This is a genomic window from Thermoproteus thermophilus, assembly GCF_055392855.1.
The window spans coordinates 640952-659187 of sequence record NZ_AP042466.1 but is presented as its reverse complement, the minus strand read 5'-3'; the positions used below and the strand labels follow the sequence as shown (position 1 = coordinate 659187).

Below are 18236 nucleotides of genomic sequence, written 5' to 3'. Positions count from 1 at the left end.
AGATTAAAACTCGTTGAATTTAACGAACATGGCTTGCGATAAGCCGGCGGATTACGCGTACGGAGAACATACGGCTGATATATTAGTAAAGGCCTATGGCTGTACCTTAGAGGAGGCGTTTAAGAACGCGGCTATAGGAACGGCGGAGATAACCTACTACAGCGATCGCGTCGAGCCGCTCCACGAGAAGGTCGTAGAAGTGGGGGCCGAGGACTTAGAGGGATTGCTCTTCGCTTGGATAAGCGAAGTGCTGTATCTGCTAGATGGCGAGAAGTTCGCCATTAGCAAGCATATGTCGGTGGAGATATCGGGCGCGGGGCCCTACGTGTTGAGGGCGGCCGTAAGGGGGGAGAAATACGACGTGGAGAAACACGGCTTCAAGGGCGTTATCGTCAAGGCAATGACGTATAATATGATGGAGATAAAACATAATGGATATTGGTATGTCCAATTCGTAGTAGATATATGAGCTTCTATGATTTTCTATGGAGTTCTGTCAGAAGTCCTAAGCTGATGGCTGAATATGCCAAGAGGGCTGGCCTAGACGTCGAGGTGGACGAGGCCACCGACTTCTACGAGCGGCTTAGACAAATAGCTATTTTGTCGGTGATGGTCTTCACCAGAGAGACAGCCCAGCTCGACACAGAGGTGCCCCAAGCTAAGGAGAGGTGTCGCGAAATAGCTCGCTTCGTGTTGGAGGCGTTGCAAGACCTCCGAGAGGCCGGGAGGAGCACAGAGGGGATAGAGGTGCCCAAATGCTAGATTATCTCGAGCTCTTCCTCCCTCAGCGCTTCGGCGAGCTTCCTCCTCTCGTCTTCCCGGGGGAATAAGCGCAATAGCAACACCCAGAAGTTCAACTTCATTGACGATTTCCTCCAATAAGATATAAGGCCAGAGGACGACTATCGGGATTAGATATTTTGGCCGTGGCCGATTTAAAAGGATCCTCGGCGGATCTTCGTGGAGGCCCTCGAGACGAGGTCCGCAATAGTCTTCAAGACGACATATAGATGTCCTAGGTGTGGATCTAGGCTGGTCTTCATAGAAGACGCCGACAACGTATGGCTAGGTTGCGATCGTTGCGCCCAATACGTCAAGCTGAACAAGAGGGAGGTCAGACGTTATTGGAACTACGCCTCCCGCGTAATGTCTTGGCGTGATCTACTTCAAGATCTCTATAAGAGCTACGAAGAGAGCGCCTAGTCCTCGCCTATTTTATACTCGCGGCCATGTCTAACTATGCGGAGCCGCGTCTTAAGCGGCACCACGAAGCCGGCGTTGGCCAAGATCCTATACAGCTCGTAGTCCCAGAGCTCGTTTATTATGCCCTGTTTGTGGAGGTCCACTATCTTTCTGAGGAGCGGCATTAACGAATCGCCGTATATCTCGAGCGCGTTGTTGAGAATCTCCTCGGCCCTGTCGCCCTTAAGCAGACTCCTTACAATGCTCAACACCTCGTCCTTTGATAGGGGGCGCTCTTCGGGCTTCCTTGATCGGATCTGTCTAGCCGCTATCTCCAAGGCCTTTTTCCTAATTATTGTATCTATCTCATCAGCCATGCCTTATCGCCGAATCCGAATTAATAAGCGTTTTGAGGCTATCCGATGACGAGTTCGCCCAGAACAACTGGCGTGAAAACGCCCAGCTTGACCAATAGCTCTGGCGATGCCTCGCCCACATATCCTCTAAACGGGCCTTCCACTCTGGCACATCTCCCCTCGATGCACCAAGGCGCATTGTCGTTGACGACCTCGCACCTAACGCCGAGGTGTTCGCACAACGAGTTGAGCACCATTATGCCGTCGGTTATAGTGAGGCCCTCGCCGCCCATGGCGAACGCCACCGCCCTAGACGTGCGGCCGTTCACCACGACGTCGCCTACCTCGAAGAGCTTGGGCTTGGGCCTTCTCAATGTCGACACGACGTAAAGTAGCCCGGGCAACAACGAGCTCCTCACCGCGTCTAGCCGTTCCGACACGGGGTTGACCACTATCGGGTAGGCGAGCTTGAAGTCGTTGAGGAACGCGGAATATGTCAATACGCCGTTCATGACCTCTTGAAAGCCCAACAACAGGAGGGATCTACGGACGTCCTCAGAGGCGACCTCGACCCTATGCCTTCTGCCCAAAGTCAAAACGGGGGGCGGCTCTCTGGGCATGTTATTATACCCCTTCATTATGGCGACGTCCTCCGCTATGTCAACCCAACTTATTACATTGATCCTATAGGGGGCTACTAACACCCACGAATCCTCGACGTCGTGTCGGGCCTTGCGTATTAGCGATGCATACTCGGCCTCGTCTAGGCTAAGCCCGAGCAGCTCGTTCACGGCCTGCCTATCGACGCGTATTCTGCGCGGCTCTAGCCTTGTTACGTAGCTCCCGTTTATCTTGACCAACTCGACTCTCTTGCTCTTGCTCCTCTCTAGTAGGCCGTAAATTAGTATGGGTAATATCTTCAACAACACATCGAGCTGGGGGCCCGTCACGTCTATAAGCACGTCCTTGGTCGAGGGCGTTACCTTACAACACTCGCCGCCAAGCACGGGTATAACCACCATTATCTTACCATCGGAGTCCACCAACGCCGGCGGTCTTTCCCTTTTAATTAAATGGGCGAACCGCTTGCCCTTCTCCGTGATCTCGTACATCTCCTTTATTTTAACCGGCTTGTCCAGGCCCAAGGGCACGTATTCGTCCTCTTGTGAAACTCTTTTGTAATAAATAGGTGGTTTTATCTTTGATAAGTCATAAAATCCTATTGCTACTTTTTTCCTATTTCTTCCATAAGTATCATGCAACTTTTCTTGTAATTGTATCATTTGGACTATCGCCTCGTCGTCGAGCGAGACGTCTTTCACTATCGCCATTACCGCGTACGGCCTCTCGTCTATGTACTCCTCATATCTCAGCTCAACCCCTCCGGGCTCCACGATCGCCTTGGGCAAGCCCTCCTCCACCCCCAAGATGCCCTTTAAAGACCTAGCTAAGCCCTCCGCCGAGAAGTGATCGGGCCTATCGTGAGTCACCTCTATCCTCAGCCTATCGCCGACGCGCTCCTCAACCTCGCCCTTTATGTGCTCTAAGCCCTTCAAGATCTCGTGCTCTGGCGCGCCCACTAGCCTTTCGAGGTCCCATAAAGATACGTCGATAACGGGCACGTGGTAAAGATAGAATCTTTATAAAACATATGCACGACGTGGGCCATGGGGAGGGAGCGCGTCGAGGAGTATTTCAAGAAGCTCTCGGAAGTTCTTGGCAAGAAATCCAGGACGTTGACCGTCGAGTGGCGCCGCGATGAGGCCTTCGGCCAAGTACAACTCGATGAGGACTTCTACGTCTTCATTGTGGTCTCTTGGTCTGATGACGAGTACTACATAGAGTACATGATAGGCGACGAGAACGCGGTCATACAAGCGAGGCACATGAAAGCCCTCGACGAGGCCGTCTCGGTGCTCAAAGAGGCCCACGAGTTGGCAGTCAAGATGGGCCTCGCGTCCTAAGCCTCGCTAGCTGGCCGATAAAGGATATAAACACCTCAGTATCCGCCATCGATGTCCGCAACCGCGCAGGAATCCGCTGAACGCGGAAAGACGGGATGGCCACAGCCTGCCGTAATCGCCCAAGAGGAATGGGGCGCTTTCAGATACAGAGGCAAGACGCTCGACGATATACTCTCCATGTCCATGGACGATTTCATAAAGCTATTACCTGCCAGGCAGAGGAGAAGTCTGAGGAGGGGCCTAAAGCCAGAGCACAGAAAGCTGCTGGAGAAGGTCCGAAAGGCCCGCGCCTTGGCGGCCCGAGGCAAGAAAGTGACTATTAAAACCCACAGCAGAGACATGATAATACTCCCCGAGATGGTCGGGTTGACGATACAGGTCTACAACGGCATAACTTGGATACCCGTGTACATATCGCCTTGGCACATAGGCCATTATTTGGGCGAATTCGCCATCACTTGTAAGCCGGTACAACACGGCGAGCCGGGCCTAAAGGCCACGAAGTCCTCATTGCACATAGCCGCTAAATAACGCCATGGCCACTATCAAGCTCCCGTCAAGGCCTCACATCGGCGACGTGATAACATTCCCTAACGGCGTCAAGGTCAGAGTTGCCAATATCGGCATTCCCTGGATCCGGCCTCCAGCCGCTGCGTGCGACGATCCCGAATGCCCTTGGCACGGCCACTTGAAAATACGGCCGAAGCTACTCGAGGTCGAGGTGGAGAGCGTTAGGATGCACAAATCCGCTGTAGTGGTACACGAGTGGATCCACTATGTGCCTAAGTATAAGCGCTACGAGAGGAGGCGGAGGAAAATACATGTCAGAGTTCCCGAGTGCATAGAAATTAAGCCAGGCGATAAGGTCATCATAGCCGAGACGAGGCCGTTGGCCAAGACCATCTCTTGGGTCGTAATAGGTAAAAAAGAAGACGTGATCGAGTGGACGGCCAAACGCGAGGCGTTAGCCACTTGAACCAAGTCATAGCAGATTCCAGAGAATACAGATCCGACGTTATTAAGTATATCAAGGAGGCTGGGTGTCAAGTTGTTCAAAAACAACTAGATGTAGGCGACTACATAGCCGGTCGTTTCATATTCGAGAGAAAAAGCTCGCATGATTTCGTTACATCAATAGCCGATGGCAGGTTGTTCGAGCAAGCATCTAGGCTCCTCTCGAGCGGTCTGAGGCCTATCATTATCATCGAAGGCGATTTGTGGAGAGCGGTGGATTCGCGCGATGTACATCAGAACGCAGTGTTGGGGGCGGAGCTCGCCGTTATAGGGATGGGCGTTAACATAATCTACACGCGCTCTCCTGAACAGACGGGCCACGCCATATGTCTGGCGGCAAAGCAGGCCGGCAAAGGCGGCGGGCTCAGGATCCCGCACGTCAAGAGCTCCGACGTTAAGAGGTTGCAGATAGAGCTATTGACGGCGTTGCCCGGCATAGGCGCTAAGACCGCCGAAGAGCTCCTCAGGAAGTACGGAAGCCCTCTCAAAGCCCTCCAGAACTACAAGTCTTGGCCCATATCGGAAAAAACGCTCGCCAAGATCAAGAGGGTCCTCGAAGGGGAACAGGGGGGAAGAAGAGAAGACCTCTCGGCGTTTTTCTGACGTTGGCGGCCGCGTCACGTCCTCTCTAGCGCGACCCTCCATTCGAGCCCCAAGTCATCGGGCACAACGCCGCACTCCTCGGGGGGTCTCTCCAAAACCCTCCGCATAACTAAGGCGAGCCTTGTAGGCCTTCTGCGCTCGTCCAACAAAGCGAAGAACGGCCTATAGCCGAGCCCCCACTCGTAGCCGTGTAGAAAAGACCACCATATCGCCGCTATGGGGTTCATTTTCTTGAACACTTTGGCCATCCTACATAGATATGCAAGCCTGATGTCCTCGTTTCGAGTCGCTATTCCGTATTCTGTCACCGCCACTCTACGGTCCTTCAGTCTTAAGAGGGCCTCGGGCTCCAACACGTTTTTGAAGTCCCCCAGCGATACTTCCGTGACCACATAGAAGTTCACGGCCATCACGTCCATCTGTTCGGCGAGCTCGAGCGTAGACGGGGCGATCCTTACTAGGAGTCGACCGAGCAACGGGAGCTTGGCCCTATAGACTCTGTAGGGGTGTGTGAAAGTCGCGGAGATGCCGTAGCTTTTAGCTAAATCCCGCGCGCTAATGATAGCCTCCTTGATGTTCTTAAAAGCCCTTTCGGCGTGTTTATAAGCCAGGAAACCATGCGGCGGTAGATCACCTTTCAGATAAGCCAGATAAATATATATTTCTGGTTCATTAAATATTAAAAGATAATCTATATATTTTCCAAAAAATCTTAAAATATAATCTATATAATCTAAAAAATATTTTATTATATTTTTAGACTCCCATCCCCCCTCTTTCCAAACCCACTTAGGATTAGTGAAGTGATGCGCCGTGAGCCAGAGCTCCAATCCTCTCTCCTTGATATAAGACAAATACCTTTCGAAAAGAGCCGTCCAAGAACTGCTGTGCTTCCCCCTCTCCGGCTCCAACAATGCCCACTCGACGCCCGTCCTGAAGGCATCGAGGCCTATCCTCCTCGCCGCATCTATGTCCATCTCGAAGAACTGTATATGCCTAGCCCCCACCTCGTCGGGGAGGTCGCAGTTACAAATACCGAAGTGTTGATAGGGGGAGATCGCGGCTCCTATCCTCATCTCAAGATGAGGACGCTAGAGGGAGCCGACAAGGCTATGGCAACCGACAATGAATTATACAACAACGCCTCCACGCCGGTATAGCCCCTCGACTCTACTATCACGAGATCGTATAGACCTCTCCTTATCTCCTCTAATATGACGGAGGCCACGGTCTCCCTCTCCCTCACTTTCTCGATCTTGAGCTCGTACTTGATGCCCTCGGCGTATTTGGAGAGCAACTCCCTCACCTCTGAGCTCTTGTCCGCGCCGTCGATAACGTATATGAAAACTATCGACGAGCCGTACCTTAAGTAGAAGTCCTTGGCCACCTCTATGGCGCCCAGCGCCTTCTCGTCGGGCGTTATGGGGATCAACACTTTCCTGAACCTGTACGCCAGCTTGTAGGCCGGTTCGTCAACCATATACTTTTCCATGCGAGATTAAGCCAAGCGATTTATCAGTTTTCCGAATCGACTCCCACTTGCCCGCGAGCCCTCCAACGGCCCTTATCGCATCTACGTTCTCCGGCACCACCACCGATTCTTGATGAACGCCGTACATTAAGTATAGCTCGTTGCCCCTCACAGTCACTGAGTCTCTGAAGACGGCCACCTCGGGGAAGTCCCCTCTGGGCCTCCCAAGATCTCTAGCGTATTCTATGATCTGGGCGAGGCTCTGGAAGCCGGCCCCCACATCTGCGAGGAACAACCTAGGCGTCTTGGCGAAGGCCTCCAACACGGCGTCACGCGAATGGGCGCCGTCTAGCTCCAAGTAGGCCATGTGCATATGCATTATCGTCACGGGAACGGCGATGGCCATCGTGACTATGTCCACGTTCTTCAATACAGTCTGAACGTCTGGGCCGTGGTGGCTCGGCACAGCGGCCGGGTTGGGCACCACGTCGTTTATTGGGCCTTTCTTGTGCTCTTTTGGATCGGCGCCGCGCCTCGTTATGAATACCCTGGCCTTCTTGATCCCGATGCCGTTCAATAGCAGAGACGTCAATACCCTCGTGATGCCGGTCGTATTGCAACTGACAACTCTCACGTAACGCCTTCCCCTAGCCTCGTCGTAGTTGGCCAAGGCGTTGAAGCTGACCTCGGCCACGTCGGCGTCCTCGCCCCCTTGGAATATCACCGGTTTATCGAACTTGGAGTAGTACTTCGCCTTGTTCTCGGCCCCCACGTCGTCCGGCGAGGCGTCCACGATTATGTCGGAGGCTCTGATCAAGTCCTCTATCGTGCCGGCGGGCTTTATGCCGGCCTTCTCGAACTTATCGATCTTGTCGGGGAGCGTGTACACCTTCAAGCCCTTGGCGAGCGCCACATAGGCCTCGTAGTCGGGCGTTACTTTCAAGACGCCGACGACTTGCATATCGTCTTGCGCCGCTACGGCATCTGCTATACGTTTTCCTATAGTGCCGTAGCCGACAATGCCTACCCTCATCGCCAGAACTTCTCGGCAGATTTTATAAGAGCATTGACGGCGGGTAGCTCCTCCGTCAACGCCATGAGGAACGCCCTCCCGCCCGTCGATATGTGGAACATCTTCTCGGCCACGCCGGCCTTCTCAGCAGCTAATATCGTGTGGCCGCCCCCTATAATCCCTCTGCGTCTGCTCGCGGCCTCGAGGACTCGGCGCGTGCCCTCGAAGAACTCCGGGTCCTCTATCTTGCCCATGGGCCCCGTCACGACCACGTATTCGTAGTCCTTCATGATCTCAGCAAACTTCTCAGCCGTGGCGTCGCCTATATCCCCCGGCAACTCTCTCAAGTCAGTCGAGGCCATATCCCCTGCCTTGGTCTTGAAGTCCTCGGGCAACACGATAAAGTCCCCGTAGTTCTCGAGGACGGCCTTGGCCTTTTCCACCTCAGAGATAAGCCCCGCGTCCTCGAGGAAGGCCCTAACCGGCGGGCTAGGCCGCGTTTTGGCAGCCAAGAGGACTAGGGCTATGAGCCCTCCTACTAAGACGCGGTCCGCGAGCCCTTTGTCGAGGACTTCCTTAATGGCCCTCAAGGACTCGGGCACCTTGGCCCCTCCCACTACCACGAGCGTGCGCTTCCTATTACGCCATATCTCTGAAAGAGCCGATAGCTCCCGCTCCATGACATGGCCCATACACGACGGCATGACCATTGGAAAGCCCACGACGCTCGGCTGCGATCTGTGGGCCACCGCAAACCCGTCGAACACGAAGTAGTCAGCACGCGGCGCCAGCTTTTTGACAAGCCAAGTATTGGCCTGTTTCTCGGGCGGACCCTCTACTAGCTCCTCTGATAAAATCCTCACGTTCTCCAGGAGGAGGATCTCGCCAGGCCTTAACTCGTCCACGGCCTTCAAGGCAGCGGGCCCTATCACGTCCTCGATGAACGCCACCGGTCTCCCCGAATATTTCTCCAACAACTCCCTATGTACCGCAAGCGAGGTGAAATCGTCTTGGCCCGGCCTCCCCTGATGGGCCAACACCACAGTCCTAGTCCCGTGGTCCGATAAGATTGCCAATGTCTTTGCGTGAGCTCTTAATCTATAATCATCAAGTATTTTATTATTTTTTATTGGAGAATTTATATCTATCCTAAGTATTATTTTTTTATTTTGTATAAGGCATTTCGACATATCTGGTATAATCGATAATGCCTGTTCTAACATAATTTATCGGGAAAATACGTTATTAAAAACTTTACCATAACACTCATTATATAGTCTATATATGGCAACTTTAAAAGATTGGACCCTCTTGAGCGCATGGATCGATATAGGAAATACCGAGAGGGGCTCGTCCAAGTGGCAAGGGCTCTTAGTGATTATGAAATTGACTTCGCCCTAGTGGGGTCCGCCGTATTGCCCCTTGTCTATAACATAGATTATGACCCTCTAGATATTGATTTATTTATTATAAATAAATCTACAATACTTGATTATGAAATATTTGAAAAAATAGCACAAGAAAGAGAATGGGATATAGGCACCACGGATCACGGCACAATATACTTCGAGTTGCTGGTAGCCGGCGAGTTGTTGAAGGTCGATCTTCTAGAAAACATCTTGGATATATATATTCCTTCTCAGATTATTGATAATACTATAACTATTTCTATAGACAACATTAAAATAAAAAGCATTAGAATAGAGGATCTCCTCGTCTTGAAGGCAAAGATGGCGACTAAGGATTCCGAGGAGTTCATCTCGATGGTCGCGCGTATATTGGCCGATCCTAAAACTAATATTACTATTAATAAAAATTATATTAAGCAAATAATTGATTTATTTCAACAAGAAAAAGAAAATATTATTGATAGATTAAATAAAAACGGTATTTATATAGATTAACTGCCAAAAATGAACTGCCTAACTGCGTTCACTAGTTGATCTAAGAGCGCGTTGGTCTCGTTTCTGAACCCCAGAATGCCGCTCAGCGCCCCCTTTATCATGCCGGTCACGGTGAGCGCGAACGCCACGAATATGCCTATGGCTAAGAACAGCAACAAGGTCTCCTCCACGAACAGAGAGCCTTTGTGCTTCATGCCATGTACGCCGCTCTTTAAGCAACTTGCCTATAGTTGCTTATAGGAGGGCCTCTGCGAGAGCAGCCTCGGCATATAGAGAGGCCTCTTGGGATATCCGGCCGTCTCCTTTTGCAGGAGGTCAGCCAACTCGTCCTTAGTCATCTGGACTTGTCCCTTGCCGCGAACCCTCACGGTGAGGGTGCCCGAGGACGCCTCCTTCTGCCCGACGACTACTATATACGGTATCCACTCCCTTTCCGCATCTCGTATCCTCTTCGACAAGGTCTCCTCCCTGTCGTCCACGTCGACTCTCACTTGTCTGTTCTCCAAAAATTCCGCCAAGCTCACGGCGAAGTCTAGATATTCCTTGTTTACTGGTATTATTCTTACTTGGACTGGGGATATCCAAGTGGGTAATCTGGGCGCCTCGCCGCGTTTCTCCATCAACGCCGCCGTGTCGAACAACGCGAACAAATAACGCTCAACGCTACCAAGGATGGCGGTGTGTATTATGACAGGATATCTCACCTTGTTCTCCTCGTCGACATACTTTATACCGAACCTCATCGCGTTACCCACGTCTATCTGGAAGGTGGCTATCTCGCGGGGCCTGCCGAGCTCGTCCACTATGTGGAACTCGACGTTGAGGACCCAATAGTATTTCTGCTCGGGCAATATCCTTAATAGAATGGGCTTGCCCTCCCTCTTCGCGAGCTCGACGAGGTATTCCTTATGCCCCTCGTAGAACTCCTTGGTCACGTTATATAGCGATACGTAATCTCTTCCTATTTTCCTAATTTCCTCAAATATTTTCTGATGTAATTTATATGTAACTTGTATAGCTTCATTTAAATCCTTAGTGAATATATGGAGATCAGGCATATAGAATCTCCTTAACCTGAACAACAACACTGTCTCGCCCGGTTGCTCGTATCTATAAGAATCGGCTATCTCCAACATGCCGAAGGGCAGATTCTTGTAGCTTATCACCCAGTCCTTGGCCATGGCGAACTGCTGGAAGCACGCCGCGTAGCGCAGTATCGAGTCCACGTCGGTCTCCACAATGTAGAGCCTCTCGCCGAATAACTTGGCATGGGCTTCTATGGCCTTCTCACTGAGCTTGAACATGTTCGTGCCCCTTATCTTGAAGACCGGAATCCCGAGCGACTTGGCCGCTTGGAACGCGTAGTCCTCTACGAGCTCCATCATTATCGTGGCGTCCGGCCCGTACCTCATATGCCCTACATCGGACATGGGCTCCCACTCGAACGTGAACCTCCTTACATATTCTATATACTTCGGCGTCCCGCCCGGCAACTCCTTTCTGAAGACCTCCTTGTCCACAAGCGCTTTGAGGTCGGGGTACTTCTCGAGCGGATATTCGCCGGGCTTATACTCAGCGCCTTCGGGAGTTAATATAATATAGACGTCCTCATGCGGCTTGGGCTGGGCTTGCGTCGGCGCTAAGTGCTCGGGCGTATAAGACCGGCTTAGCTCGGATAGAGGATGTCCTAAACACTTCAATTCGAACTGTTTATAATATCCAAATGGTGCTTTAAGAACTTTGATATTTTCTTTATTATTTAATAGTATTTCATATAATTTATTTAGAATTTCCTTAGAGATATAGGGACGGGCTAATCTAGACGATAAGTGGGCGTAGGGATATACGACTATATGTTCGGCGCCTACTCTCCTAGCGACGTCCAGGATATCGTCCGAGATTTTCTTGAGATACGCCTCGTCTAAGACATCGCCCTCCTCGACCGTTATGAAGGCCACTAGGGCGTTTTTAGCCTCGCCGGACACTGGGTCGTCCCTTATCTCCCCCGCGGCCTCTCTGGGCTCCCATCTGAAGGACTCCGCGTGGATCAACAACACGCGCATAGCGCTGGTCTGCGCCCTTGTTATTAAGAATACTCCTTCGTATTACTGCTCAAGGCACTCTTACGGGAACATTAGGCTTATATACTGGTGCCATTCGCGCAGTCAGCGATGCAGACAATGCAAGCAATACAGGGAAGCGTTCCGATCGTCGGAAAACACTATTACGGCGAGGCGTATGGTGTCGATCAAGAGATCCTCTCTGATGAGGACGAATTGCGAAATATAGTGATAAAGGCCGCCGAAGTGGCCAATATGCACTTGGTCGAGGTGAATAGCTGGAGGTTCAAGGGAGGAGATAAGGAGGGGGTTTCGGTCATCGCGTTAGTATTAGAGAGCCACATAGCAGTCCATACTTGGCCCGCGTACGGATACGCCACTATCGACGTCTACACGTGCGGCGAGCAGTCAGATCCCCTTTCTGCATTTAGATATATAATAAATCGACTTAAACCAAAACGCTATACTATAAACTATTCAGATCGATCATATAGATATATTAAATAATCTTTCTCTTTTTATTTCTTCTAGGCACGAGTTCGATGATAAAGGACTCCAAGAGGGGTACTTTATCCCTTTCTACGATCCAAGTTCCCTTTTTCCATTTATATACTAATTTCTTGTTTTCAAGTAATGACATATATCTATATATATACCAAGAGCATCTTCTATTAACACCGCATATTTTTTCTATTTTAATCGCAATTGCCGTCCCCCTCATCGCCATAGCTTCGTTGATATACCTCAATAGCTCGTTGACATATTCGCTCACGTTTTTTATCTCTATTTTTATTCGGCTGAACTTTACTTATATCATTTTCTACATTTATAAATAATTTATTTTTTTCTATATATATTAATATAAATTTAACTTTTAAATAATGAAATTATTATTATATTAATAGAGGCTTTAGGAAAAGTATTTAAATCGTGGTCGAACTTCCCGTTATGCTGATGCCGTTCATATGGTTCGATCCCGTATATTGGGTCACAATGGCTGTGGGCTATATCGTCATGTTGTTGCTCGCGTCCACCATAGCGCCTAAAGTAGCGCGTAAGTTCAGCGGTAGGTTCTCGTTATACGTCTCCATGGCTTTACTGGCCATCGTGCTCGTCTCGATAACGGCCGCCGCAATATGGGCTGTGCTATATGTCGGAGGTTATGTTTCTATATATTCTATTCCATATATAGTTATATTTGTATTAATAATAAATTTAATAACTTATATGTTATCACCAATATTAATAAATTTAACATATAATGCTAAAACAGACCAAGAACTACAAAGCATAGTCGATAGCGTGGCCGGGCGGCTCGGCATGAACAAGGTCAAGGCCGTATTGGTCGATGGGCCTCCGAACGCATTTTCGTACGGCAATTTCTTGACCGGGAGATACGTCGCTGTGAGCCGCTCCCTATATCGAATGTTGAGCCGCGACGAGCTCGAGGCTGTCGTCGGGCACGAGCTCGGCCACCACCTCCACAAGGATAACCTAGTTATGTTGTTCTTCGGCTTGTTCCCCTCAGTAGTCTATTACCTGGGCTACAGCCTCATGTGGCAAGGACTTTTAGGAGGGAGGAATGAAAGAGGAGGGTCCGGCGGCTTGGCCGCGCTCGTCGGGCTCGCGCTAGTAGTGCTCTCTTTCATCGAGCAGTTGTTGGTCTTAGCTTTCAGCAGATTACGGGAATATTACGCCGATTATGTCGGCGCCCGCGCGGCGGGCAGGTGGGCTATGCAGAAGGCCTTGGCGAAGCTACATCTATATTACGAGGACGGGGGGATGAAGGAGCAGATCAGCGAGAGTAAGCTGAAGGCGCTGTTCATCTACGCGTTTGCCGCGGCCTACGCCAGCCCCTTCGTCGACGTGACGCCAGATGTAGTCGAGAGGATAAAGAAGATCGAAGTGAGCGGCATTCAAGAGATTTTATCGGACCACCCGCCTACGCCGAAGCGGCTCAGATTCCTCGACAGCGTTGAGCTCTAGCCGACGTCTAGGAAGTTCAATAACCTTTTCATCTCGTTTATAGCTATCCGATAAGACCTCAGGCCCTCCTCGCTGACCACGTAGACTTTTCTGCCCGCCTCCTCCCTCTCGGCTAGAACCCCGTCGACGACCATCCTCTTCAACAAGACGTAACCGTACACGTTGCTTATGTCGAACCCCAGAGACCTCAGCCGAGATATTATCCCGTATCCGTGCAACGGCCCCTCCTTCAAGAGTATCGCAACGACGTAAAGCCATAGATTCCCCTTGCCTATACAGTTGCGGAATCGAAGGTAAGCTCTCGTGGGCACTCTATTTCCGGCAACGCCGGTTTAAATACTTATGCTTACAGAATAGTTTATTAACAGATCTGTTTAGATAGCTATGCCCATCAGAGTAGGCATAGCAGGAGTCGGCAACTGCGCATCTGCCTTAGTGCAAGGCGTTGAGATGTACAAGAAATACCCGGAGCTCGAGCCGCTGGTCGCCTTTAAGAAAATCGGGACCTACACCGTGCAGGACATAGCTTTCACCTCGGCCTTTGATATCGATGCGAGGAAGGTCGACAAGGACTTAGCAGAGGCTATATTCTCGCCCCCCAACAATGCCACGAGGGTGTTTCAACCAGACAAACTCGGCGTAGTGGTTAGGGCCGGACCGGCGCTAGACGGCAAGCCCGAGGGCGGTCTCGTCGAGAAGATCGTCGAGGGTACTATCGAGGACGTGGTGAGGGAGCTCGAGTCGACCAACACGGAGGTATTGGTCAACTATTTGCCCACAGGGGCTAGAAGGGCCGCCGAGGCGTATGCCGAGGCCGCCTTGAGGGCGAGGGCGGCGTTCATAAACGCCATGCCAGCGCCCATTGCGACGAACGTGGCGTGGCAGAAGAAATTCGCCGAGAGGGGCGTCCCGTTGCTGGGCGATGATACGCAGAACCAAATAGGCGCCACCGTGTTGCACAAGACGTTGGTACATCTGCTCTCGCTTAGGGGCGTCAACATAGTGGATACCTACCAGATAAACGTCGGCGGAACTCCCGACTTCGCCAACCTCATGTACAGAAAAGGCGATAAGGAGAAGACCAAGACCTTGGCGGTGAAGAGGATGGCCGAGGGGCAGGACTTCAACGCGTACATAGCGCCTGTGGCCTACATACCGTTTCTCGGCGATAGGAAGATCGCGCATATGCTAATAGAGGGTCGTATATTCGGCGGAGTTCCCATCAGCATAAGGGTGGAGTTGGAAGTACACGACGCGTGGAACAGCGCAGCCGTAGTCGTGGATGCGATAAGGCTCGCCAAATTGGCTTTAGACAGAAACATCGGGGGGCCTATATACAGCGCATCGGCTTGGGGCTTCAAGAATCCGCCTATACACATGCCGCCCGAGGAGGCGTATAAGGCCGTCGTTGAATTCATAAACGGGGAGCGGACGAACTAGCCGTCAATAATTGCTTCCTCTCGGTCCTGATCCAGCCGTATTCCCGGCCCAACAAGCCCAACAAAGTTCCCCACATGTGCACAAACGCCGTGATGAACTCGAGGAGGGGCACGAGTGGGTCGAACCTAACCGGCGTGTGATGCTTCGTTTCCACGTAGATATCTATAGTTAAACCAATTATTAACATATATAATAATATAATTATTTCAATAATAGAGAATGAAATTCCAAATAATAATTTATATATTAAAAATAATATTATAGAGACATAAATGAACCCACTGGCGAACACAGTCCCTTGGAAGAAGAAATCGATTTTCCTCAACAACGGCATATCGCTCCTTGCAACGAGCCAGACGTATTTCAGAAACACCCTGATAGTGCCAGACGCCCATCGTAGTTGTTGTCTAAAATAGGACTTGATGGTCTTAGGCGGGCGGCCCCATGTGTAGAACCTCCACGTGGCGGCTATTGTGTACCCGTTCAACCACATGCGAACTGACAGATCTAGGTCCTCGGTGACGGTGTCCTCGGAGAACCAGAGCTTGGTCAATGGCTCGAGCTTAACTATAGCGGTGGATCCCGTGAATATAGGCATGGCGTTTAGGCGCGTTCTGCCCACCAACATAGTCCCCGATATGTCGTGAGATACGGAGACCAAGGCGTCCAGAGAAGACCCCAAGTACAAATGCCGTTGTACTCCCTGCACTAAGTCGGCGCCTAGCTCCTTTATGGCCGTCACGGCTCTTTTTATGAAGTCGTAGTCGGGGGGCTCGTGATCGCTGTCCGCGAAGATCACATATCTGGGGCTCTTGATGGGCTTCAACAAGAGCAATCCCCTTATTGCGTCGTTCAAGGCGCCTCCCTTGAGCCCGAATCTGCCCTCCCTCATGAAGAGGATCAGCCTCTCGCCAGAGTACACCTTCATGGGCCTCGGCGTTTTTAGCGTGCCTGAGTACTTGAGCTGAAACGGATCTACTATACTGCGATCTCCGCAATCCTCGACCACAACTACTTTATAGTTCTTGTACTTCTGCGATAGCCATTTGGGAAGCGTCTCCAACAAGTTCTCGTCTCTACAAGACGGTATCACGACGTAGACTCCATCGGCATCGTCTAAGGGCGAGCTCCTCAGAGGCTTCTCCGAGGAGGACAACGTGGCGATTAGGTGCCAAGTGGATACAAGAGAGCCCAATAGCAACAACAAGAGGAAAACCATATCATGGAGTAGCCCTCTATTTATTTAGGTTTTCAAGAACGACCTCTGCTATGTCCTTGACGACCGCCTTGGCCTCCTTAGTCCTCACCGCGTCGGAAAGCATGGCGTTGCAGAAGGGACAAAGAGTCACTATCGTGGAGGCCTTGGTCTCCGTAAGCTGCTCCAGCCTTATGTGGCTGATGCGTTTCTCCTCCTTAACGTCGTACCAATAATTAGCGCCGCCGGCGCCGCAACAGAACGTCTTCTCTCCGTGTAGCTCAGCCTCTCTGAGCTCGCCGAGCCTAATCGCTATCTTTCTCTGTGGTTCTACGACCTTGTTGTAGCGGGCGAGATAACAAGGATCGTGTATTGTGAGGACCTCTTGGCCTTTCTTGACCTCGATAATGCCCTCTTCGACGAGCTTCGCTATGAACTCGCTGTGGTGCCAAACCTCCAGCTCAACCCCGAAACGCCTATATTCGTTTTTAAATGTATTATAACCATGTGGACATATAGTTATAATTTTCTTTATATTATATTTATTGAATAAATTCTTATTATTTAAGACAATTTCCTGGAATCTACTCTCTTCGCCGAGCCTCCTGGCGGGATCGCCGCAACAAGTCTCCTCATCGCCTAATATCGCTATTTTGTCCAAGAGGTTCGCCCTCTTTAATATCGAGACAAACGCCTTGATTATTTCACGAGCTCTGTTGTCGAAACTGCCCATACAGCCGACCCACAACAAGTACTCGAAATTTGGGTTCTCGTCTACGGTCTTAACTCCTAACTCCTTCAGCCAGTTGTGCCTTCCGTAATTGCTCTGCATTAGGGTATTTCCATATTGGTTCAACGACATCAATAAATCTGTCTTCTTTTGATCTATTCTTGATTCAAATACAAGGTTTCTTCTAATATCTACTATATAATCTATATGTCTTATATATACAGGACATGACGTCATACACGCGCCGCACGTCGTGCAAGACCACACCTCGTCCTCGAGCACGCCGGACTCGAACAAGGTCTGGTCGAGGCTCGCCGCAGATATCTTATTCACGAGAACTCTCGGGCTCAGCGGACGCCCGGCCCTGGTGGCTGGACACACATCCTCACATCTATTACATCTAGTACACGCGTCAACCATAATCTTGTGGAGGCCGTCTAGGTCGGCCTTGGACTTAACACCGACTTTTACCTCGGTTTGGCCCGACTCGATAACTTTCTCTAGGTCGAAGGGCGTGGAGAGCTCGCCGTAGTTTCTATCTACGCCTATATAATTTATAAATGATAAAATCATATGTTTTAACATAGTTAATGGTATTATTGAAATTAATAGAAATACTATTGATATATGTATAAAATATGAAATTATATATGTATTGAGAGTGGGCATCGGGACCGCATAGGAGAGGGGGGACCAATAAGTCGGACCACCGAAATACGCCTCTATTCTAAACCTCTGTAAAATAATTCCTGTAATTGAAATCAAAATAAATCCTACTAATATTAATATATATTCTTTATAATTATTATATCTATATTTATTTTTAATTATTCTAATAATCGCCAAAAAAGGCCCGACCAACAACAACAAGGCAGCAATATCTAACAAGAACCTAAAAACCAGGAAGAGATACCCGTCGTATGTTATCCTCGCGTAATGAGTTATAGCGACTATTATCGTGGCAATAAGGGATATGCCTAGCCCTATGACAAGGAAATAATGCGCAACTCCTCCGATGGTCTCATACGCCAAGAATCTCTCATGACTCAAAAATTCTTTTAAGAATTTATATGACTTTTTCTTAAATATTGCATTTATAATAAAATATAGTCCTCCTACTTCTTTTAATAGTTTATTTGTAAAATACAGTAATGATGTTGCAGAGGCGAGGGCTAGCGAATAAACGATATACGGCGTGTACCACGGCATATCCAAATACTCGATATACGCCGGAGTCATATCCAACATAAAAATTCAATCTTTTTATAGATTCCTTTTTGCTTCAATATTAATCAATAGTTTTGTTTCTATTATTAAAG

General features: G+C 49.9%; 22 protein-coding genes. 11 read left to right on the top strand and 11 right to left on the bottom strand.

Annotation, left to right across the window (positions count from 1 at the left end; genetic code table 11):
- The first annotated feature begins 28 nt into the window (after positions 1-28).
- The 3 genes from ACZ5PA_RS03890 (at position 29) to ACZ5PA_RS03880 (ending at position 1203) form a co-directional block, all read left to right on the top strand.
- Positions 29-469, top strand: coding sequence for an archease (locus tag ACZ5PA_RS03890; RefSeq protein WP_464930964.1), 441 nt, complete (start codon positions 29-31; stop codon positions 467-469).
- Entirely contained in the window at positions 466-762 is a 297-nt protein-coding gene (locus ACZ5PA_RS03885; protein WP_464930963.1) for a hypothetical protein, read from the top strand. Before ACZ5PA_RS03890 ends, ACZ5PA_RS03885 begins: the two co-directional genes overlap by 4 nt.
- 198 nt (positions 763-960) lie before the next feature.
- Positions 961-1203, top strand: a complete 243-nt coding sequence (locus tag ACZ5PA_RS03880) for a hypothetical protein (protein ID WP_464930962.1) — start codon at positions 961-963, stop codon at positions 1201-1203.
- Here the strand turns inward: ACZ5PA_RS03880 and ACZ5PA_RS03875 are convergent.
- Positions 1200-1559 carry a DNA-binding protein gene (locus ACZ5PA_RS03875; protein ID WP_464930961.1) on the bottom strand — a complete coding sequence of 120 codons (360 nt, stop codon included), beginning with the start codon at positions 1557-1559 and terminating at the stop codon, positions 1200-1202. The two genes, ACZ5PA_RS03880 and ACZ5PA_RS03875, sit on opposite strands and share 4 nt — an antisense overlap.
- A gap of 38 nt (positions 1560-1597) precedes the next feature.
- Positions 1598-3160 carry a phenylalanine--tRNA ligase subunit beta gene (gene pheT / locus ACZ5PA_RS03870; protein ID WP_464930960.1) on the bottom strand — a complete coding sequence of 521 codons (1563 nt, stop codon included), beginning with the start codon at positions 3158-3160 and terminating at the stop codon, positions 1598-1600.
- Positions 3161-3205: 45 nt separating this feature from the next.
- Between pheT and ACZ5PA_RS03865 the strand changes: the two genes are divergently transcribed.
- From ACZ5PA_RS03865 to ACZ5PA_RS03850, 4 genes are read left to right on the top strand one after another with little or no spacing between them, the layout of a single operon-like run.
- The gene (locus ACZ5PA_RS03865; RefSeq protein WP_464930959.1) at positions 3206-3502 is read left to right on the top strand and encodes a hypothetical protein; all 297 of its coding nucleotides are present in this window, start codon (positions 3206-3208) and stop codon (positions 3500-3502) included.
- 51 nt (positions 3503-3553) lie between these two features.
- On the top strand, positions 3554-4033 hold the full coding sequence (locus ACZ5PA_RS03860; protein WP_464930958.1) for a 30S ribosomal protein S19: 480 nt from the start codon (positions 3554-3556) through the stop codon (positions 4031-4033).
- A 4-nt stretch (positions 4034-4037) separates the two neighbouring features.
- Positions 4038-4478 (top strand): 30S ribosomal protein S17, encoded by a 441-nt coding sequence (locus ACZ5PA_RS03855; protein ID WP_464930957.1) that lies wholly within the window; start codon positions 4038-4040, stop codon positions 4476-4478.
- Complete coding sequence (locus ACZ5PA_RS03850) at positions 4475-5119, top strand: ERCC4 domain-containing protein (RefSeq protein WP_464930956.1); 645 nt, start codon at positions 4475-4477, stop codon at positions 5117-5119. Before ACZ5PA_RS03855 ends, ACZ5PA_RS03850 begins: the two co-directional genes overlap by 4 nt.
- A gap of 14 nt (positions 5120-5133) precedes the next feature.
- On the opposite strand, the gene ACZ5PA_RS03845 is transcribed toward ACZ5PA_RS03850, so the two are convergent.
- From ACZ5PA_RS03845 to ACZ5PA_RS03830, 4 genes are read right to left on the bottom strand one after another with little or no spacing between them, the layout of a single operon-like run.
- Positions 5134-6195 carry a family 1 glycosylhydrolase gene (locus ACZ5PA_RS03845; protein ID WP_464930955.1) on the bottom strand — a complete coding sequence of 354 codons (1062 nt, stop codon included), beginning with the start codon at positions 6193-6195 and terminating at the stop codon, positions 5134-5136.
- On the bottom strand, positions 6192-6611 hold the full coding sequence (locus ACZ5PA_RS03840; protein ID WP_464930954.1) for a universal stress protein: 420 nt from the start codon (positions 6609-6611) through the stop codon (positions 6192-6194). Before ACZ5PA_RS03840 ends, ACZ5PA_RS03845 begins: the two co-directional genes overlap by 4 nt.
- Complete coding sequence (locus tag ACZ5PA_RS03835) at positions 6592-7623, bottom strand: type II glyceraldehyde-3-phosphate dehydrogenase (protein ID WP_464930953.1); 1032 nt, start codon at positions 7621-7623, stop codon at positions 6592-6594. The genes ACZ5PA_RS03840 and ACZ5PA_RS03835 overlap by 20 nt, the downstream gene beginning before the upstream one ends.
- Positions 7620-8792: a phosphoglycerate kinase gene (locus tag ACZ5PA_RS03830; RefSeq protein ID WP_464931276.1), complete on the bottom strand. Its 1173-nt coding sequence runs from the start codon at positions 8790-8792 to the stop codon at positions 7620-7622. The genes ACZ5PA_RS03835 and ACZ5PA_RS03830 overlap by 4 nt, the downstream gene beginning before the upstream one ends.
- A 129-nt stretch (positions 8793-8921) precedes the next feature.
- On the opposite strand from ACZ5PA_RS03830, the gene ACZ5PA_RS03825 reads away from it, so the two are divergent.
- Positions 8922-9506: a nucleotidyltransferase gene (locus ACZ5PA_RS03825; RefSeq protein WP_464930952.1), complete on the top strand. Its 585-nt coding sequence runs from the start codon at positions 8922-8924 to the stop codon at positions 9504-9506.
- On the opposite strand, the gene ACZ5PA_RS03820 is transcribed toward ACZ5PA_RS03825, so the two are convergent.
- Positions 9503-9700 (bottom strand): hypothetical protein, encoded by a 198-nt coding sequence (locus tag ACZ5PA_RS03820; protein ID WP_464930951.1) that lies wholly within the window; start codon positions 9698-9700, stop codon positions 9503-9505. The genes ACZ5PA_RS03825 and ACZ5PA_RS03820 overlap by 4 nt on opposite strands.
- A 30-nt stretch (positions 9701-9730) precedes the next feature.
- Positions 9731-11569 (bottom strand): threonine--tRNA ligase, encoded by a 1839-nt coding sequence (locus ACZ5PA_RS03815; protein ID WP_464930950.1) that lies wholly within the window; start codon positions 11567-11569, stop codon positions 9731-9733.
- A 117-nt stretch (positions 11570-11686) separates the two neighbouring features.
- Here ACZ5PA_RS03815 and speD point away from each other — a divergent pair, with 117 nt between their 5' ends.
- Positions 11687-12073 carry an adenosylmethionine decarboxylase gene (gene speD, locus ACZ5PA_RS03810; RefSeq protein WP_464931275.1) on the top strand — a complete coding sequence of 129 codons (387 nt, stop codon included), beginning with the start codon at positions 11687-11689 and terminating at the stop codon, positions 12071-12073.
- Positions 12074-12514: 441 nt separating this feature from the next.
- Positions 12515-13552, top strand: a complete 1038-nt coding sequence (locus tag ACZ5PA_RS03805) for a zinc metalloprotease HtpX (RefSeq protein ID WP_464930949.1) — start codon at positions 12515-12517, stop codon at positions 13550-13552.
- On the opposite strand, the gene ACZ5PA_RS03800 is transcribed toward ACZ5PA_RS03805, so the two are convergent.
- The gene (locus ACZ5PA_RS03800; RefSeq protein WP_464930948.1) at positions 13549-13863 is read right to left on the bottom strand and encodes a PadR family transcriptional regulator; all 315 of its coding nucleotides are present in this window, start codon (positions 13861-13863) and stop codon (positions 13549-13551) included. The genes ACZ5PA_RS03805 and ACZ5PA_RS03800 overlap by 4 nt on opposite strands.
- Before the next feature lie 73 nt (positions 13864-13936).
- Between ACZ5PA_RS03800 and ACZ5PA_RS03795 the strand changes: the two genes are divergently transcribed.
- Positions 13937-14992, top strand: a complete 1056-nt coding sequence (locus ACZ5PA_RS03795; RefSeq protein WP_464930947.1) for an inositol-3-phosphate synthase — start codon at positions 13937-13939, stop codon at positions 14990-14992.
- On the opposite strand, the gene ACZ5PA_RS03790 is transcribed toward ACZ5PA_RS03795, so the two are convergent.
- The gene (locus ACZ5PA_RS03790) at positions 14967-16211 is read right to left on the bottom strand and encodes a glycosyltransferase family 2 protein (protein ID WP_464930946.1); all 1245 of its coding nucleotides are present in this window, start codon (positions 16209-16211) and stop codon (positions 14967-14969) included. The genes ACZ5PA_RS03795 and ACZ5PA_RS03790 overlap by 26 nt on opposite strands.
- 16 nt (positions 16212-16227) lie before the next feature.
- Positions 16228-18156: a heterodisulfide reductase-related iron-sulfur binding cluster gene (locus ACZ5PA_RS03785; protein ID WP_464930945.1), complete on the bottom strand. Its 1929-nt coding sequence runs from the start codon at positions 18154-18156 to the stop codon at positions 16228-16230.
- Between the last annotated feature and the right edge of the window lie 80 nt (positions 18157-18236).

Bases quoted from the DNA above. Each gene is read 5' to 3' on its own strand.
- ACZ5PA_RS03890 (WP_464930964.1), top strand. From the start codon at position 29: ATGGCTTGCGATAAGCCGGCGGATTACGCGTACGGAGAACATACGGCT.
- ACZ5PA_RS03885 (WP_464930963.1), top strand. From the start codon at position 466: ATGAGCTTCTATGATTTTCTATGGAGTTCTGTCAGAAGTCCTAAGCTG.
- ACZ5PA_RS03875 (WP_464930961.1), bottom strand. From the start codon at position 1,559: ATGGCTGATGAGATAGATACAATAATTAGGAAAAAGGCCTTGGAGATA.
- ACZ5PA_RS03865 (WP_464930959.1), top strand. From the start codon at position 3,206: ATGGGGAGGGAGCGCGTCGAGGAGTATTTCAAGAAGCTCTCGGAAGTT.
- ACZ5PA_RS03860 (WP_464930958.1), top strand. From the start codon at position 3,554: ATGTCCGCAACCGCGCAGGAATCCGCTGAACGCGGAAAGACGGGATGG.
- ACZ5PA_RS03855 (WP_464930957.1), top strand. From the start codon at position 4,038: ATGGCCACTATCAAGCTCCCGTCAAGGCCTCACATCGGCGACGTGATA.
- ACZ5PA_RS03845 (WP_464930955.1), bottom strand. From the start codon at position 6,195: ATGAGGATAGGAGCCGCGATCTCCCCCTATCAACACTTCGGTATTTGT.
- ACZ5PA_RS03840 (WP_464930954.1), bottom strand. From the start codon at position 6,611: ATGGAAAAGTATATGGTTGACGAACCGGCCTACAAGCTGGCGTACAGG.
- ACZ5PA_RS03835 (WP_464930953.1), bottom strand. From the start codon at position 7,623: ATGAGGGTAGGCATTGTCGGCTACGGCACTATAGGAAAACGTATAGCA.
- ACZ5PA_RS03830 (WP_464931276.1), bottom strand. From the start codon at position 8,792: ATGTCGAAATGCCTTATACAAAATAAAAAAATAATACTTAGGATAGAT.
- ACZ5PA_RS03825 (WP_464930952.1), top strand. From the start codon at position 8,922: ATGGATCGATATAGGAAATACCGAGAGGGGCTCGTCCAAGTGGCAAGG.
- ACZ5PA_RS03820 (WP_464930951.1), bottom strand. From the start codon at position 9,700: ATGAAGCACAAAGGCTCTCTGTTCGTGGAGGAGACCTTGTTGCTGTTC.
- ACZ5PA_RS03815 (WP_464930950.1), bottom strand. From the start codon at position 11,569: ATGCGCGTGTTGTTGATCCACGCGGAGTCCTTCAGATGGGAGCCCAGA.
- speD (WP_464931275.1), top strand. From the start codon at position 11,687: ATGCAAGCAATACAGGGAAGCGTTCCGATCGTCGGAAAACACTATTAC.
- ACZ5PA_RS03805 (WP_464930949.1), top strand. From the start codon at position 12,515: ATGCTGATGCCGTTCATATGGTTCGATCCCGTATATTGGGTCACAATG.
- ACZ5PA_RS03795 (WP_464930947.1), top strand. From the start codon at position 13,937: ATGCCCATCAGAGTAGGCATAGCAGGAGTCGGCAACTGCGCATCTGCC.
- ACZ5PA_RS03790 (WP_464930946.1), bottom strand. From the start codon at position 16,211: ATGGTTTTCCTCTTGTTGTTGCTATTGGGCTCTCTTGTATCCACTTGG.
- ACZ5PA_RS03785 (WP_464930945.1), bottom strand. From the start codon at position 18,156: ATGACTCCGGCGTATATCGAGTATTTGGATATGCCGTGGTACACGCCG.